The sequence below is a fragment of the Bradyrhizobium sp. USDA 4506 genome (assembly GCF_054058795.1).
In genome coordinates, this window is sequence record NZ_JBSSBM010000002.1 from 6,963,956 (window position 1) to 6,979,422 (window position 15,467).

Annotated in this window: 13 protein-coding genes; 7 read left to right on the forward strand and 6 right to left on the reverse strand. The window is 65.1% G+C overall.

The features are described 5' to 3' along the window. Positions 1 to 198: 198 nt before the first annotated feature. Positions 199 to 738, forward strand: a complete 540-nt coding sequence (locus tag ACVIHF_RS34940; RefSeq protein ID WP_456793309.1) for a L,D-transpeptidase family protein — start codon at positions 199 to 201, stop codon at positions 736 to 738. A gap of 103 nt (positions 739 to 841) precedes the next feature. Continuing rightward, positions 842 to 1,627: a 2-keto-4-pentenoate hydratase gene (locus ACVIHF_RS34945; protein ID WP_456793310.1), complete on the forward strand. Its 786-nt coding sequence runs from the start codon at positions 842 to 844 to the stop codon at positions 1,625 to 1,627. A 144-nt stretch (positions 1,628 to 1,771) separates the two neighbouring features. On the opposite strand, the gene ACVIHF_RS34950 is transcribed toward ACVIHF_RS34945, so the two are convergent. Further along, positions 1,772 to 2,476: a YggS family pyridoxal phosphate-dependent enzyme gene (locus tag ACVIHF_RS34950; protein ID WP_310883498.1), complete on the reverse strand. Its 705-nt coding sequence runs from the start codon at positions 2,474 to 2,476 to the stop codon at positions 1,772 to 1,774. A gap of 109 nt (positions 2,477 to 2,585) precedes the next feature. Here ACVIHF_RS34950 and ACVIHF_RS34955 point away from each other — a divergent pair, with 109 nt between their 5' ends. From ACVIHF_RS34955 to holA, 4 genes are all read left to right on the forward strand, one after another. Beyond that, on the forward strand, positions 2,586 to 4,277 hold the full coding sequence (locus tag ACVIHF_RS34955) for a sensor domain-containing diguanylate cyclase (RefSeq protein ID WP_310883499.1): 1,692 nt from the start codon (positions 2,586 to 2,588) through the stop codon (positions 4,275 to 4,277). A 350-nt stretch (positions 4,278 to 4,627) separates the two neighbouring features. After that, positions 4,628 to 7,264 (forward strand): leucine--tRNA ligase, encoded by a 2,637-nt coding sequence (gene leuS / locus ACVIHF_RS34960; protein ID WP_310883453.1) that lies wholly within the window; start codon positions 4,628 to 4,630, stop codon positions 7,262 to 7,264. Continuing rightward, the gene (gene lptE, locus ACVIHF_RS34965; protein ID WP_076833672.1) at positions 7,251 to 7,808 is read left to right on the forward strand and encodes an LPS assembly lipoprotein LptE; all 558 of its coding nucleotides are present in this window, start codon (positions 7,251 to 7,253) and stop codon (positions 7,806 to 7,808) included. Before leuS ends, lptE begins: the two co-directional genes overlap by 14 nt. A gap of 115 nt (positions 7,809 to 7,923) precedes the next feature. Next, positions 7,924 to 8,955: a DNA polymerase III subunit delta gene (gene holA / locus ACVIHF_RS34970; protein ID WP_456793311.1), complete on the forward strand. Its 1,032-nt coding sequence runs from the start codon at positions 7,924 to 7,926 to the stop codon at positions 8,953 to 8,955. Positions 8,956 to 9,062: 107 nt separating this feature from the next. On the opposite strand, the gene ACVIHF_RS34975 is transcribed toward holA, so the two are convergent. The 5 genes from ACVIHF_RS34975 to mnmE form a co-directional block, all read right to left on the reverse strand. Continuing rightward, on the reverse strand, positions 9,063 to 9,953 hold the full coding sequence (locus ACVIHF_RS34975; protein WP_229190427.1) for a ParB/RepB/Spo0J family partition protein: 891 nt from the start codon (positions 9,951 to 9,953) through the stop codon (positions 9,063 to 9,065). A gap of 144 nt (positions 9,954 to 10,097) precedes the next feature. After that, complete coding sequence (locus ACVIHF_RS34980; protein WP_028335813.1) at positions 10,098 to 10,949, reverse strand: ParA family protein; 852 nt, start codon at positions 10,947 to 10,949, stop codon at positions 10,098 to 10,100. Positions 10,950 to 10,980: 31 nt separating this feature from the next. Then, a complete protein-coding gene (gene rsmG, locus ACVIHF_RS34985) occupies positions 10,981 to 11,646 on the reverse strand; it encodes a 16S rRNA (guanine(527)-N(7))-methyltransferase RsmG (protein ID WP_456793312.1) in 666 nt (221 codons plus the stop codon). A gap of 133 nt (positions 11,647 to 11,779) precedes the next feature. Continuing rightward, a complete protein-coding gene (gene mnmG, locus ACVIHF_RS34990) occupies positions 11,780 to 13,663 on the reverse strand; it encodes a tRNA uridine-5-carboxymethylaminomethyl(34) synthesis enzyme MnmG (protein WP_456793313.1) in 1,884 nt (627 codons plus the stop codon). A 234-nt stretch (positions 13,664 to 13,897) separates the two neighbouring features. After that, complete coding sequence (gene mnmE, locus ACVIHF_RS34995) at positions 13,898 to 15,223, reverse strand: tRNA uridine-5-carboxymethylaminomethyl(34) synthesis GTPase MnmE (RefSeq protein WP_456793314.1); 1,326 nt, start codon at positions 15,221 to 15,223, stop codon at positions 13,898 to 13,900. Between mnmE and ACVIHF_RS35000 the strand changes: the two genes are divergently transcribed. After that, positions 15,123 to 15,401, forward strand: coding sequence for a hypothetical protein (locus ACVIHF_RS35000; RefSeq protein ID WP_456793315.1), 279 nt, complete (start codon positions 15,123 to 15,125; stop codon positions 15,399 to 15,401). The two genes, mnmE and ACVIHF_RS35000, sit on opposite strands and share 101 nt — an antisense overlap. Positions 15,402 to 15,467 lie beyond the last annotated feature (66 nt).

Below are 15,467 nucleotides of genomic sequence, written 5' to 3' on the forward strand. Positions count from 1 at the left end.
TTATGGCCGTAACATCGGCTAGATATGTGTTCAGGTAGGCGATTGTTACCGATTCACAAGGCAACGCAGTCTACCTCAAATCCGGCGGGGCAGGACGTGAATGTCCTGTAATGCCGGGAGATAGGATGTTCTGAACCTCCAAGGCAAGCTCAGTTTGGAACGATTCTTAAGAGAAGGTCAGCTATTTCAATCACTTATATGACAGCCAAACGTGATCGCCCGCTCTCCATCATCGAGGTCCGAGCAGCCGCCGGCGACCCGCGCCGGGGCTGGCTGTCGGCTGACGGCTGGACCGTGCCGGTGGCGCTCGGACGCGGCGGAATCCTCGCCAACAAGCGCGAGGGCGACGGCGGCACGCCGCGCGGCGTCTTCCATCCGCGCCAGCTCTGGTGGCGCGCCGACCGGCACCAGCGTCCGGCGACTTTCCTGCCGACCCGGCCGATCCGCCGCGAGGACGCCTGGTGCGAGGACCCCGCCGACCGTCACTACAACCAGCCGATCCGGCTCGATCGGACGCAGGGCGGCGACCGCCTGACTCGCGAGGATCATCTCTACGACTTCATTGTCGAGATCGATCATAACGCCGCGCCGCGCGTCGCCGGTCGCGGCAGCGCGGTGTTCCTGCATCTGGCGCGGCCGAATTTCTCGCCGACCGCAGGCTGCGTCTCGATGACGAAGACCTCGATGCTGCGGCTGTTGCGGCGGATGTCGCCGCAGACCCGGATCGTTATTGGGTAGGGTGGTGGAATAGCTCAGCATCGGTTTTCCCACGCGACAGACGCGACGCGTTTGTGCTGAGATCGTGCACACCAGAAAATAATTCCCGCGGGAGCGAAACAGCATGCTCGACAACAACAAGATCGCCGCCGCCTCGAAGATCCTGCACGATCACTGGCACGCCGGCACCAAGCTCGCAGCGCTCGATGGCGCAATTCGGCCGCGCGATCGCGCCGAGGGCTATGCGGTGCAGGCCGAGCTGGAAAAGACGTCGCGCGAAAAACTGTTCGGCTGGAAGATCGCGGCGACCAGCGCGGCCGGCCAGAAGCACATCAATGTCGCGGGACCGCTGGCGGGGCGCATCCTCGCCGAGACGTTGATACCGGATGGCGGCACCGCGTCGATGCAGGGCAACGAAATGCGCGTCGGCGAGCCGGAATACGCCTTCCGCATGGCGCGCGATCTCGCGCCGCGCACAACGCCTTACAGCGTGCAGGAGGTGCTGGAGGCCGTCGGCACGCTGCATCCGGCGATCGAGATTCCGGATTCGCGTTTCGCCGATTTCGTCGCCGCAGGCGAAGCGCAGCTGATCGCCGACAATGCCTGCGCGCATCTGTTCGTGCTGGGACCAGCAACGACATCCAACTGGCGCGCGATCGACCTGGTTGAGGACCGCCCCGTCATCACGCTGCGCGGCGAGCGCTATATCGGCCATGGCAAGAACGTGCTCGGCGATCCCCGCGCAGCGCTCGCCTGGTGCGCCAACGAACTGCGCGCGCTCGGGCTGACCTTGCGGGCAGGCGAGGTCGTCACCACCGGTACCTGCCACCCACCGCTGCCGATCGCAGCCGGCGATGAATTCGCGGCCGATTTCGGCGCGATCGGAAAGGTGTCGGTGCGGTTCGCTTGAGCCGCGCACGCGCCACACACACCAATGTCGTCCCTGCGAAAGCAGGGACTCATAACCACCGAAGTGAATTGTTGTCCGCCGATCTGGCCGCGTGTCCCTTGCAATGGCCGCGGAGTATGGGTCCTGGCTTTCGCCAGGACGACACTAGTTATGCGGTACCGTCCGCGTCCCGAAGATCGCCGAGCCCACCCGCACATGGGTGGCCCCCATCTGGATCGCGACGGCAAAGTCCGCGCTCATGCCCATCGAGAGATTCGTCAGCCCGTTGCGTGCGGCGATCTTGGCGCAGAGCGCGAAATGCGGCGCCGGCGCCTGGTCGACCGGCGGGATGCACATCAGTCCCGAGATCGGCAGGCCGTAGGTGTCACGGCATGCCGCGATGAAGGTATCCGCGTCCTGCGGCGCGACGCCGGCCTTCTGCGGCTCCTCACCGGTATTGATCTGGACGAACAGTTCCGGGTGCTTGCCTTGATTTTTGATTTCCTTGGCTAACGCTTCGCAAATGCTCGTGCGGTCGACCGAGTGGATCGCATCGAACAGCGCGACCGCCTCCTTGGCCTTGTTCGACTGCAACGGCCCGATTAGATGCAGCTGCAATCCCGGATGAACCTGGGTTAGCGCCGGCCACTTGCCCTTGGCCTCCTGGACGCGATTTTCGCCAAATACGCGCTGTCCGGCGCCAATAATCGGCAAAATTGCGTCGGCCGCGAACGTCTTCGACACCGCGATCAAGGTCACCGACGCGCGGTCGCGCCGCGCTTCCTTGCAGGCATGCGCGATCTCGCGTTCGACGGCGGCTAGGCCATGTGGTGAATCGGCCGGTAACGGCGTGGTCGGGCTTTGCGTCATGCTTGTGCCGTTCTCTGACAGGTGCGGGGGGTTGGCTCGAATTTTACCAAATTCGGGAAAGGCTTTTTGAAGCCCTGCATTCTAACTTGCGCACGGGCAAGGGAATAGAATGTCGGGCGTCACTTTCAACCGCAACCGGGTCAGGCTCAAGAAGGTTCTGGGAATTCGTGCCCGGCTGGCCTTGCTTGCGCTGATGCTGGTCGCGCCCCTGATGCTGGACCGCGTCCGCACCCTGGAGGATTCCCGCAGCAAGCAGGTCGCGCAGGCCGCGGCCGGCTATGCCAGCCTCACCGCGCATGCCGCGGAAACCCAGCGCGAGGTGGTCTCCTCGGTCGAGACCATGCTGAAGTCCGCAGCCTACATCCGCGCCTCCGGCGGCATCGCGCAGAGCTGCGAGGTGCTGCGCGCCAGCCTGCCGACGGTGCTGCCCTGGATCCGCAGCATCATGTTCGTCTCCAGGGACGGGCTGGTGCAGTGCTCGACCCTCAACGTCCAGGTCGGCCTCAATGTCGGCGACCGCGAATATTTCAAGAAGGCGCAGGACAACCGCGGCTTCGTGTTCAGCGACTATCTGCGCGGCAGGACCAACGGCCGCCCGATGATGATGGCCGCCTATCCGGTGGCCGCGATCAATCCGGAGCAGGATGCCGTCGTGGTCGCCGGCATCAATATCGACTGGCTGTCGCAGATCATGGCCAATCTCGGCGGCCAGCCCGGCATGTCGGCCGTGCTGGTCGACTCTACCGGCGTCGTGATCGCCGCGCCTGCGGATCACGCGAGCCTGATCGGCCGCTCGCTCGACACCATCCCGCTGATGGCGGCGATCGCCGAGAAGGCGCTGAGCTATGACGAGCCGTCCGGCTCGGTGTCGTTCACGGCGTCCGACGGCGCACAGCGCACGCTGAGCTTCGCGCGCATCGCCGGCACGCAATCCCGGCTGATCGTGAGCATGGACGAGGCCAAGGTGACCGCGGCGATCAACCGCGAGATCCGCACCGCCTATCTGCAGCTCGGCTTCGTCTGCCTGTTCGTCTTGTTGGGTGCGCTGGTCGGCGCCGAGCGGCTCGTCATCCATCCGATCGAGCTGATGACCGGCATGGCGCGGCGGTTCGGCGAGGGCGACTGGTCGGCGCGCGTCGCCAAGCACAAGCTGCCGGCAGAATTCGTGCCGCTGGCGCGCGCCTTCAACGCCATGGCGGCGCAGCTCAGCCAGCGCGAGCGCGAGCTCGTCGCCTCCAACGATCGTCTCACCGTGATGGCCTCGATCGACGCGCTGTCCGGCCTCGCCAACCGCCGCGGCTTCCAGAGCCGGCTCGACTTCGAATGGATGCGGGCGCAGCAATATGAATGCGAGCTGTCGCTGATGATGATCGATGTCGATCACTTCAAGCTCTACAACGACACCTACGGCCATCCCGAAGGCGATGCCTGCCTGACCCGAATCGGCGAAGCGCTGTCCGGGATCGCCGCCGACGCCATGGGCTTCGCCGGCCGCTATGGCGGCGAGGAATTCTGCCTCTTGCTGCCGAACACCGACGCCGCGCATGCGCTCGCGATCGGCGAGACCGTGCGCACCGCCGTGCTTGGCCTCGCCGTGCCGCATGCATCCTCGAGCCATTGCGTCGTCACCGTCAGCGTCGGCGTCGCGACGACCAGGCCGAACGAGACCCAGCGCCCCGGCGACCTGATCGAAGCTGCGGATGCCGCCCTCTACGCCGCCAAGCGCCGCGGCAGGAATGCCGTGATCGAGCACGGGTTCCTGCAGACGCTGGACGAAGCCGGGATGGCGCTGGCGAGTTGAGATCGTGCGTGATCGAGCCGCGCCATGAGCGCGGAACCATGACCATCGGCGACGCCGCATATTCAGCGTCGTCCTGGCGAAGGCCAGGACCCATTACCCCCACCGTTTATTATTGCGCGAAGCTGGGGCCACGATCCCTTCCTCGACAAAGCTCTGTGGTCCAGGCCTTCGCCAGGACGTCGAGAAGGCTGCAGACGGCGCCCCTGCGACAGCGGCAGGGCGGCTGCGCGAGGGGATGGGACGTTTGGAGGCCCAAGCCGTTGACCGCGCAGGCGCTTTTGTGGCCTAGTCCGCCGTCCCCGGACGGGGCCCGAAAATCACCCAGAGCCACCCAAAATCCCTGCGATTTCATGACCGCCGAACGCTATAACGCCCGTGAATCCGAGCCCCGCTGGCAGCGCCTGTGGGACGAAAAGGCGATCTTCGCCTCCAAGAACGACGATCCGCGGCCGAAATACTACGTGCTCGAGATGTTCCCCTATCCGTCGGGGCGCATCCATATCGGCCATGTCCGCAACTACACGCTCGGCGACGTGCTGGCCCGCTTCATGCGCGCCAGGGGCTACAACGTGCTGCACCCGATGGGCTGGGACGCGTTCGGCCTGCCGGCGGAGAATGCCGCGATCGAGCGCAAGGTGGCGCCGAAGGCCTGGACCTACGACAACATCGCCGCGATGAAGAAACAGCTGCGGTCGATCGGGCTGTCGCTCGACTGGTCGCGCGAGTTCGCGACCTGCGACCCCGGCTACTACAAGCATCAGCAGAAGATGTTTTTGGACATGCTGCGCGCCGGCCTCGCCGAGCGCGAGAAGCGCAAGCTGAACTGGGATCCGGTCGACATGACCGTGCTCGCCAACGAGCAGGTGATCGACGGCCGTGGCTGGCGCTCGGGCGCCGTCGTCGAGCAGCGCGAGATGAGCCAGTGGGTCTTCAAGATCACGAAGTACTCGCAGGAGCTCCTGGAAGCGCTGGATGGTCTCGACCGCTGGCCCGACAAGGTGCGGCTGATGCAGCGCAACTGGATCGGCCGCTCCGAGGGCCTGTTGATCCGCTTTGCGCTGGATGCGGCGACCACGCCGGCCGGCGAGAGCGAGCTGAAGATCTTCACCACGCGGCCGGACACGCTGTTCGGCGCCAAGTTCATGGCGATCTCGGCGGATCATCCGCTGGCGGTAGCGGCTGCCGCGAAGAACCCGAAGCTCGCGGAGTTCATCGCCGACATCAAGAAGATCGGCACCGCGCAGTCGATCATCGACACCGCCGAGAAGCAGGGTTTCGACACGGGCATCAAGGCGGTGCATCCGTTCGATCCGAGCTGGAAGCTGCCGGTCTATGTCGCGAACTTCGTGCTGATGGAATACGGCACCGGCGCGATCTTCGGCTGCCCGGCGCACGACCAGCGCGACCTCGACTTCGTCAACAAGTACAATCTCGGCAATACGCCGGTGGTCTGCCCCGAGGGCCAGGACCCGAAGACGTTCGTCATCACCGACGTCGCCTATGACGGCGACGGCCGCATGATCAATTCGCGCTTCCTCGACGGCATGACCATCGAAGCGGCCAAGGAAGAGGTCGCCAAGCGGCTGGAAAGCGAAGTCCGCGGTAATGCGCCGGTCGGCGAGCGGCAGGTGAATTTCCGGCTGCGCGACTGGGGCATTTCACGCCAGCGCTACTGGGGCTGCCCGATCCCGGTGATCCACTGTCCGAAATGCGACGTGGTGCCGGTGCCCGACGACCAGCTGCCGGTGACGCTGCCGGAGGATGTCAGCTTCGACAAGCCGGGCAACGCGCTCGACCATCACCCGACCTGGAAGCACGTCAGCTGCCCGAAGTGCGGGGCCAAGGCCGTGCGCGAGACCGACACGATGGACACCTTCGTGGACTCGTCCTGGTATTTCGCGCGCTTCACCGACCCGTGGAACGAGACCGCGCCGACCACGCCTGCGGTCGCCAACCGGATGATGCCGGTCGATCAGTATATCGGCGGCGTCGAGCACGCGATCCTGCATCTGCTCTACAGCCGCTTCTTCACCCGCGCGATGAAGGCCACCGGCCACGTCGACATGAGCGAGCCGTTCGCCGGCATGTTCACCCAGGGCATGGTGGTGCACGAGACCTACCAGAAGGCCGACGGCAGCTGGGTCACGCCGGCCGAGGTGAAGATCGAGGTTGGCGGCAACGGCCGCCGCGCGGTGCTGATGGCGACCGGCGAGGACGTCGCGATCGGCCCGATCGAGAAGATGTCGAAGTCGAAGAAGAACACCGTCGACCCCGACGACATCATCGCGAGCTACGGCGCCGACGTCGCGCGCTGGTTCATGCTGTCGGACTCGCCGCCGGACCGCGACGTGATCTGGAGCGACGAGCGCGTGCAGGGCGCCTCACGCTTCGTGCAGCGGCTGTGGCGGCTGGTGAACGAATCGGCCGAGATTGCCAAGACGGCGCCGGCGGCCCGGCCGGCCACGTTCGGAGCCGAGGCGCTGGCGCTGCGCAAGGCCGCCCATGGCGCGCTCGACAAGGTGTCGTCCGGCATCGAGCGGTTGCATTTCAACGTGTGTCTCGCCCATATCCGCGAGTTCGCCAATGCGCTGTCCGAGGTGCTGGCGAAGGGCGACAAGCCGGCGCCGGACTTGGCTCCAGATGTTTCTTGGGCCGTCAAGGAGGCGGCGACCATCCTGGTGCAGCTGTTTTCGCCGATGATGCCGCATCTGGCCGAGGAATGCTGGGTGGTTCTGGGCCAGACCGGGCTGGTTTCCGAGGCCGATTGGCCGCAAATCGAACGCGATTTGCTGGTCGAAGACAGCGTGACCCTGGTCGTCCAGGTCAACGGTAAAAAACGAGGTGATGTTACCGTGCCACGGGCGGCCCAAAATGCGGATATAGAGGCTGCCGTTTTGGCGCTCGATGCGGTAAAAGCCGCCTTGGGCGGCAAACCCGTCCGCAAGGTGATCGTGGTGCCCATGAGGATCGTCAATGTTGTCGGCTAGGATCAGGATCGCCGCCCGGCTCGTGGCCGTGGCTGCCTTGGCCGCGCTGACGGCCGGATGCTTCCAGCCGATGTATGCCGAGCGTACCCTCGACGGCCAGTCGTCCGCGCTGCGCGAAAAGCTGATGGGCGTCGAGGTTCCGCCGGTCGACAAGCCGAACGCCTCGCGCGAGGCGCGGGTTGGCGTCGAGGTCCGCAACGCCCTCGCCTTCAAGCTCTACGGCACCGCCACCGGCATGCCGCCGACGCATCGGCTGGTGCTGCGCTTCAACACCAGCCGCTCCTCGCTGATGATCGATCCGGCCACCGCGCTGCCGACCAGCGAGAACTACGCCATCGACGCCCAGTTCAACCTGATCGAGATCGCCTCGAACAAGTCGGTCATGACCGGCACCACGTTCTCGCGCGTGTCCTATGACATGCCCGGCTCCTACCAGCGCTTCGCCCGCGCCCGCGCTTTCCGCGACGCCGAGGACCGCGCCGCGCAGGAGATCGCCGACAACATCCAGACCCGCCTCGCCTCCTTCTTCTCCACCGGAACCTGAGGCGGGAGGTCATTCCGGGGCGCGCCACCGGCGCAAACCCGGAATCTGGAGATGATGGATCGAGATTCCGGGTTCGCCTCTGACGAGGCGCCCCGGAATGACAGTTTAAGGCGAGATGGTCGCGCTTCGCGGAAAAGAGATCGACAGCTTCCTCGCCCGGCCTGACGCCGGTCGTCCGATCATCCTGCTGTACGGCCCGGACCTCGGGCTGGTGCGCGAGCGTGCCGACGCGCTGATGGCCTCCGCGGTCGACGATCCCAACGATCCATTCTCGCTGGTGCGGCTCGATGGCGACGAACTCGCCGCCGAACCGTCGCGGCTGGTCGACGAGGCCATGACGGTGCCGCTGTTCGGCGGCCGCCGCGCCATCCGCGTCCGCGCCGGCTCGCGCAACTTCTCAAGTGGCGTCGAGACGCTGACCGAGACCACCGCGCTCAGGGATTGCCGCATCGTGATCGAGGCCGGCGAGCTCAGGCCGGAATCACCGCTGCGCAAGGTCTGCGAGCGCGCCAAGAATGCAGTGGCGATCGGCTGCTATCCCGACACCGAGCGCGATCTGACGAAGCTGATCGAGGACGAGCTGCGCGTATCGAATCTGCGGCTCGCGCAGGATGCGCGCGCGGTGCTGATGTCGCTGCTCGGCGGCGACCGCATGGCCTCGCGCAACGAGCTGCGCAAGCTGGCGCTGTTCGCGCACGGCAAGGGCGAGATCACGCTCGAGGACGTCATGACCGTGGTGTCCGACGCCTCCGAGCTGAAGCTCGATCCGATCGTCGACGGCGCCTTCGCCGGCAACGCCGCGCTGGTCGAAAGCGAGTTCACGAAAGCAATGGTCGCCGGCACCTATCCCGGCGTGATCATCTCGGCCGCGCAGCGCCAGGCGGCATGGCTGCACAAATCGGCGCTGGCGATCGCGGACGGCACGCCGGCGTCAGCCGTGCTGGAAGGCGGATTTCCGCGGCTGCACTTCTCGCGCAAGCCGGCGGTCGAGATCGCGCTGCGCAATTTCACGCCGCCGCGGCTGGTGAGCGTGATCGATCTGCTCGCGACCGCGGCGCTGGACATGCGCAAGCAGGCCTCACTCGCCGCCGTGATCGCCCAGCGCGCGCTGCTCTCGATCGCGGCGAATGCGAAGCGGCGGGGGTAAATTGAAGAAGTCATTCCGGGGCATGCGAAGCATGAACCCGGAATCCAGAGATGTTGAAAAAGAGATTCCGGGTTCGCGCTGACGCGCGCCCCGGAATGACGAAACCGCTAGCCGCCCTCGAGCCGCCGCACCACCTCGTCGAGCTGCTCGAGGTTGCGGTAGCTGATCTGGACGGTGCCGCCGGGATCGCGATGGCTGACGGTGACGGCAAGGCCGAGCGCATCGCTGACGCGCTTCTCGAGCGCCAGCGTGTCGGCATCCTTGTCGACCTTGGCCGCGCTGCCACTGCGCGCCTTCTGCGGCTTGCGCTCCGGCACGCCCTCCTCATGCGCCAGCGCCTCGGCCTGGCGAACGTTGAGACCCTCGGCGACGATGCGCTTCGCTGCAGCGAGCGGATCCGGCACGCCGATCAGCGCGCGGGCGTGGCCGGCGGAGAGATCGCCCTTCGAGATCAGCGCCTGCACCTCAGGCGGCAGCTTGGTCAGCCGCATCATGTTGGCGACATGGCTGCGGCTCTTGCCGACGATCTTGGCGATCTCTTCCTGGCTGCGTTTGAACTCGTCGGCGAGCGCGTGATAGCCCTGCGCCTCTTCCATCGCATTGAGGTCTTCGCGCTGGACGTTCTCGATGATCATGATCTCGAGCGCGTCGGAATCAGAGACCTCGACCGGCACGATCGGCACTTCGTGCAGGCCGGCGAGTTGCGAGGCGCGCCAGCGGCGCTCGCCGGCGATGATCTCGTAGCGGTCCTGCGCGCCCTTGATCGCACGCACCACGATCGGCTGGATCACGCCGCGCTGCCTGATCGAATCGGCAAGCTCGCCGAGCTCGGTGTCGGCGAAGGTGCGCCGCGGGTTGCGCGGGTTGGCCTTGAGGAATTCGATCGGCACCTTGCGCTGGTTGCGCGGCCGCTCGACATGCGCGGCCGCCTCGCCGCCGACATCTCCGATCAGGCTTGCCAGCCCGCGCCCCAGTCGCGAACGCGCTTCATCGGCCATTGTTGCGAGCTCCCTTGGATTCACACGCAGTACTCCAGACTTGAATTTCAAAAGAAACGTAGGATGGGTAGAGCGAAGCGAAACCCATCGCGGCTCGCAATGAGAGTGATGGGTTTCGCTTCGCTCTACCCATCCTACGCAACGTCAATGCGTGCGCAGCTCGCGCTCGCGCTGGATCACCTCGGTGGCGAGCTTGAGATACGCATCGCTGCCGGCGCATTTGAGATCGTAGACCAGGACCGGCTTGCCGTAGGAGGGTGCTTCCGAGATGCGCACGTTGCGCGGGATCATGGTGTCGTAGACCTTGTCGCCCATGAACTGGCGCACGTCGGCAACCACCTGGTTGGAGAGGTTGTTGCGCGAGTCGAACATGGTCAGCACGATGCCGTGGATCGACAGGTTCGGATTGAGCGTCGAGCGCACCTGCTCCACGGTCTGCAGCAACTGCGACAGACCTTCGAGCGCAAAGAACTCGCATTGCAGCGGCACCAGGATCGCGTCCGACGCCGCCATCGCATTCACCGTGAGCAAATTGAGCGAGGGCGGGCAGTCGATCAGCACGTAGGTGTAGTCGGCTTCCGGCGAGACATTGTTGTTCAATCCTGCGATCGCATCGCGCAGCCGGAACGCGCGGCCCGGCGTGGTGCCGAGCTCGAGCTCGAGGCCGGAGAGGTCCATGGTGGAAGCCGCGATGTGCAGCCGCGGCACCGCGGTCGCGACCACGGCATCGCGCAGCGGCGCTTCGCCGATCAGGACGTCGTAGGTCGAGCAGCTGCGGTTGCGGCGATCGATGCCGAGGCCGGTCGAGGCGTTGCCCTGCGGATCGAGATCGACGATCAGGACGCGCTCGCCAATCGCAGCGAGTGCGGTCCCAAGATTGATCGCTGTGGTGGTCTTGCCGACGCCGCCCTTTTGGTTGGCGAGCGACAGGATGCGCGGATGGCCAGGCGGCTGGGACGCCTTATCCTCTTGATAAACCTCGTCCATCACAGTCATACCAAAATACCATTTGCTCTCGCGGAGTCCCCTAGCGCCGCTCGATTGACCCGAGTTCGACGATCCAGCCCTGTCCGCCGGTCCGGCTGGAGTGTAGCTTTGGCTCAATAATCCAATATTTAGTGGCCTCGGTCAATTCGGCCTCTACATCTTGACCCTTCAAAAACAGCGCCTTGGCGCCCTTTTTGACCCAGGGCTCCGCAAAGCCGATGAGTTGATGTAACGGAGCCAGCGCCCGCGCGGTGACGCAATCGATGGGCCCCGGGATTCTATCCACAGTATCCCCGATATCAGCCAGATGCACCGCCCCCGGGGACTCCGTCACCCGTATCGCCTCGCGCAAGAATGCCGCCTTCTTGGCGATTCGCTCAACCAAATGAATCGACGAGCCCGGAGTCTCGGCCAGCGCGCAGGCGAGCACGACACCGGGGAAGCCGCCGCCGCTGCCGAGATCGACCCACGACTTCGCCGTCGGCATCAGACGCAGGAGCTGCAGCGAATCGGAGACGTGGCGGGTCCAGAGGGTCGGCAGCGTCGATGGCGCGACGAGATTGGTCTTGGCCTGCCACGTGAGGAGGAGGGCGATGTAGCGGTCGAGCCGCGCCTCTGTTTCACGTGAAACAGGCGTCAGCGCGAGCGCCGCGGCCTTGTCCTTGGCGGAGACACTGAGTTCGGCGGATTGCGAAATTGAAGCCATTCTCTGGAATGCCGGTCGGGCTCGTCATTGCGAGCGAAGCGAAGCAATCCATAGTGCCACCTGGGAAAGCGATGGATTGCTTCGTCGCTTCCGCTCCTCGCAATGACCGGGGCCTGCCGTTTCACGTGAAACGCTAGGCGGATGCCTTCGCAGTCTTCCGCCGCGCTTCCCGCCGGAGATAGGCCGCCAGAATACCCAGGGCCGCCGGCGTCATGCCGTCGATCCGGCCGGCCTGGCCGACCGTCCGCGGCTGCGCCTTCTGCAACTTGGCGCGCGCTTCGTTCGAGAGACCGGGGACATCGGTATAGTCGACGTCGGTCAGAACCAGACCCTCGTCACGCCGGAAAGCATCGACATCTGCGGTCTGGCGCTTCAGATAGACATCGTATTTGGCATCGATCTCGAGATGCACCGCGATTTCAGGGTCAATGGCCGACAGCTCCAGCCAGATCGCCCGGACCGCGGGCCATTCGATCTCCGGATAAGCCAGAAGCTCGAAGGCGGAGCGGCGATTGCCGTCACGATTGAGGGCAAGCCCGTGCTTGGCGGCCTCATTCGGTGTGATCGTGAGCGACTTCGCCAAGATCTTGGCCGCCTCCAGCGCCGCCATCTTGGTCCGATGGCGCTCGGCGCGCGCCGTTCCAACGCATCCGAGCGCAACGCCCTTGTCGGTCAGGCGCTGGTCAGCGTTGTCGGCCCGCAAGGTCAGCCGGTATTCGGCGCGCGAAGTGAACATGCGATACGGCTCGGTGATCCCGCGGGTCACGAGATCGTCGATCATCACGCCGAGATAGCCATCGGCGCGGTCGAACACGATCGGATCGGCATCGCCGGCAGCGAGCGCGGCATTGAGCCCGGCGACAACGCCCTGCCCCGCCGCCTCCTCATAGCCCGTGGTGCCATTGATCTGGCCGGCCAGGAAAAGCCCGCGCAGACGCTTGGTCTGCAGGGTCGGATCGAGCTCGCGCGGATCGACGTGGTCGTATTCGATCGCATAGCCCGGCCGGACCATCTTCACCCGCTCGAGGCCTGGAATGCTGGCGAGGATCGCAAGCTGGACCTCTTCCGGCAGCGAGGTCGAGATGCCGTTCGGATAGACCGTGGTGTCGTCGAGCCCTTCCGGCTCCAGGAAGATCTGATGGCCGTCTCGATCGCCGAAGCGGACGATCTTGTCCTCGATCGAGGGGCAATAGCGCGGTCCGGAGCTCTTGATCTGACCGGAATACATCGGCGAGCGATGCACATTGGCGCGGATCACCTCATGGGTCGCCGGCGTGGTCCGGGTGATGCCGCACTGGATCTGCGGGGTCGTAATCCGGTCAGTCATGACCGAAAACGGCTCCGGAGGCTCGTCTCCGGGCTGCATTTCGACCGCGGACCAGTCGATCGTGGTGCCGTCGAGGCGCGGCGGCGTCCCGGTCTTGAGCCGGCCGAGCACAAACCCTGCACGTTCAAAGGAAGCCGACAGGCCCATGGCCGGCGCCTCGCCGACCCGGCCCGCCGGCCAGTTCTTCTCGCCGAGATGGATCAGACCACGCAGGAAGGTCCCGGTCGTGATGACAACCGCCCCCGCCGATAGCCGGCGGCCATCGCCCAGGCAAATGCCGGTCACGCGACCATCGACGACGACCAATTCATCCGCCTCGCCTTCGATGACGTTGAGGTTCGCGGTTTCGGTGATCGCGGCCTGCATCGCGGCCGCATAGAGCTTGCGGTCGGCCTGCGCCCGGGGGCCACGAACCGCTGGACCTTTCCGACGATTCAGCATGCGAAACTGGATGCCGCCGGCGTCAGCCACCCGGCCCATCAGACCGTCCAGCGCGTCGACTTCGCGGACCAGATGGCCCTTGCCGAGCCCGCCGATAGCGGGATTGCACGACATCGCGCCGATCGTCGCGAAACGATGGGTCACCAAGGCGGTCTTTGCGCCCATCCGGGCAGAAGCGCTCGCGGCCTCGCAGCCGGCATGGCCGCCGCCGATGACGATGACGTCAAATGAGTCTGCCCTGGAAGTCATGCCGGGACTTCTATCGTGGAGTCATGAAAGCCGGAAGAACGAAGTTGGGATCGCCGCTCTGAGACCGAAGCCCGAGGCAAATATGGACTGCTTCGCTTCGCCCGCAATGACGGATGGGACCGTTTCACGTGAAACAGTGCGGCTGTATGATCGGCAATTGTTTCACGTGAAACAGGATGAGGGTTCCTTAACCAGATCGAAACCATGTTTCACGTGAAACAGATGGGGCACCCGCTACTTCCCGACGCAGAACTCGCGGAAGATGACATCCAGGATGTCTTCAACATCCACCCGGCCGAGCAGACGACCGAGTGAGTAAGCGGCCCGCCGGAGTTCCTCCGCCGCCAGTTCTTCGCCCTGCCCGACCACGTCGATGCTGCGCTGAAGGGATTCGACGGTCTCCTGCAACAATCCGCGCTGCCGCGTCCGACTGATCAAGCCGCCTTCGCTGGTTCCAAAATAGTCCTGAGCGAACCCGACCAGCGCGGCGATCAGCTCTGACAACCCATCGCCACGAGCAGCCGAGATCCTGAATTCGGGGTAACTGCCGCCCTCACCCGCCGCGGTCCTGACCAGGTCGATCTTGTTCCGCACCAGCCAGGTCGGCGTCGCTCCGCCATGTCCCGCCTTTGCATCGCCGCTGTCGGCCAGCCACAGCACGAGGTCCGCCTCCGCGGCGCGGGCGCGGGCGCGGCGGACGCCCTCCTGCTCCACCGGGTCGTCGGTCTCGCGAATGCCGGCGGTGTCGATGACCGTCACCGGATAGCCGTCGAGGTCGAGCTGCACCTCGATCACATCGCGGGTCGTGCCGGCATGCGGCGAGACGATCGCGACCTCGCGCTTGGCGAGCTGATTGATCAGGGTTGATTTGCCGACATTCGGCGGACCGGCGATCGCGACCACCAGGCCGTCGCGCAACCGCTCGCCAAGCCCCTGCCCTGCAAGGACTTGCTTGATCTCATCATGCAGCGCGCGGATCTTCTCGAGCGCCGGCCCGATCAGCTCGGCCGGCACATCGCCTTCATCTGAGAAATCAATGCCGGCCTCAATCAGCGCCGACGCCGCGATGATCCGCTCGCGCCAGTCGCGCGCGCGGTCGCCGAGCAACCCCTTCAACTGGCGCAGCGCCTGGCGCCTTTGACGGTCGGTGTCGGCGTGGATCAGGTCGTCGAGGCCCTCGGCCTCAGTCAGGTCGAGCTTGCCGTTCTCGAAGGCCCGCCGGGTGAACTCGCCCGGCTCGGCCGGCCGCACATTGTCGAATGCCGCGATCGCATCGAACATCGCCGCCAACACCGCGCGTCCGCCATGGACATGAAATTCGGCGACGTCTTCGCCGGTGGCACTGGCCGGGCCTGGAAACCACAGCACGACCGCGTCATCGATCGGTTGATGGTTCGAATCGCGGAGCAGCGCGCGGGTCGCCAGCCGCGGCACCGGCGTCTTGCCTGCCAGTCCTGCAATGACCGACTCGGCCATTGGGCCAGACAACCTGACGATGGCGATCGCACTCGGCGGCCGCCCCGAGGATAACGCGAAAATAGTCTGGTCGCGTGGATGCATCGCCTATTTCTTCCAGCAAATCGGCAAAGGCAATGCCGCTTCGATTTCGCACTCCATACCGCAAAATGCTGCGATGCAGCATGATCTGATTTCACTGCAGCAGCCGCGCAGCAATTTTGCTGCGGTGTCGTCAGCTAGATCACCAAGCTATGATAGAAATATAAATAATATCAGATAGTTAACTGGAAACCCAGTGCGGAGAACGGCTCCTTTTATGCTGCACTTAGCCGCAGCAAATCCGCAG

What these genes read in the sequence shown, in the direction of transcription:
- ACVIHF_RS34955 (WP_310883499.1), top strand. Translation starts at nt 2,586, where the DNA reads ATGTCGGGCGTCACTTTCAACCGCAACCGGGTCAGGCTCAAGAAGGTT.
- lptE (WP_076833672.1), top strand. Translation starts at nt 7,251, where the DNA reads ATGTTGTCGGCTAGGATCAGGATCGCCGCCCGGCTCGTGGCCGTGGCT.
- ACVIHF_RS34940 (WP_456793309.1), top strand. Translation starts at nt 199, where the DNA reads ATGACAGCCAAACGTGATCGCCCGCTCTCCATCATCGAGGTCCGAGCA.
- ACVIHF_RS34945 (WP_456793310.1), top strand. Translation starts at nt 842, where the DNA reads ATGCTCGACAACAACAAGATCGCCGCCGCCTCGAAGATCCTGCACGAT.
- mnmG (WP_456793313.1), bottom strand. Translation starts at nt 13,663, where the DNA reads ATGACTTCCAGGGCAGACTCATTTGACGTCATCGTCATCGGCGGCGGC.
- holA (WP_456793311.1), top strand. Translation starts at nt 7,924, where the DNA reads ATGGTCGCGCTTCGCGGAAAAGAGATCGACAGCTTCCTCGCCCGGCCT.
- leuS (WP_310883453.1), top strand. Translation starts at nt 4,628, where the DNA reads ATGACCGCCGAACGCTATAACGCCCGTGAATCCGAGCCCCGCTGGCAG.
- ACVIHF_RS34980 (WP_028335813.1), bottom strand. Translation starts at nt 10,949, where the DNA reads ATGACTGTGATGGACGAGGTTTATCAAGAGGATAAGGCGTCCCAGCCG.
- ACVIHF_RS34950 (WP_310883498.1), bottom strand. Translation starts at nt 2,476, where the DNA reads ATGACGCAAAGCCCGACCACGCCGTTACCGGCCGATTCACCACATGGC.
- rsmG (WP_456793312.1), bottom strand. Translation starts at nt 11,646, where the DNA reads ATGGCTTCAATTTCGCAATCCGCCGAACTCAGTGTCTCCGCCAAGGAC.
- ACVIHF_RS34975 (WP_229190427.1), bottom strand. Translation starts at nt 9,953, where the DNA reads ATGGCCGATGAAGCGCGTTCGCGACTGGGGCGCGGGCTGGCAAGCCTG.
- mnmE (WP_456793314.1), bottom strand. Translation starts at nt 15,223, where the DNA reads ATGCATCCACGCGACCAGACTATTTTCGCGTTATCCTCGGGGCGGCCG.
- ACVIHF_RS35000 (WP_456793315.1), top strand. Translation starts at nt 15,123, where the DNA reads ATGACCGACTCGGCCATTGGGCCAGACAACCTGACGATGGCGATCGCA.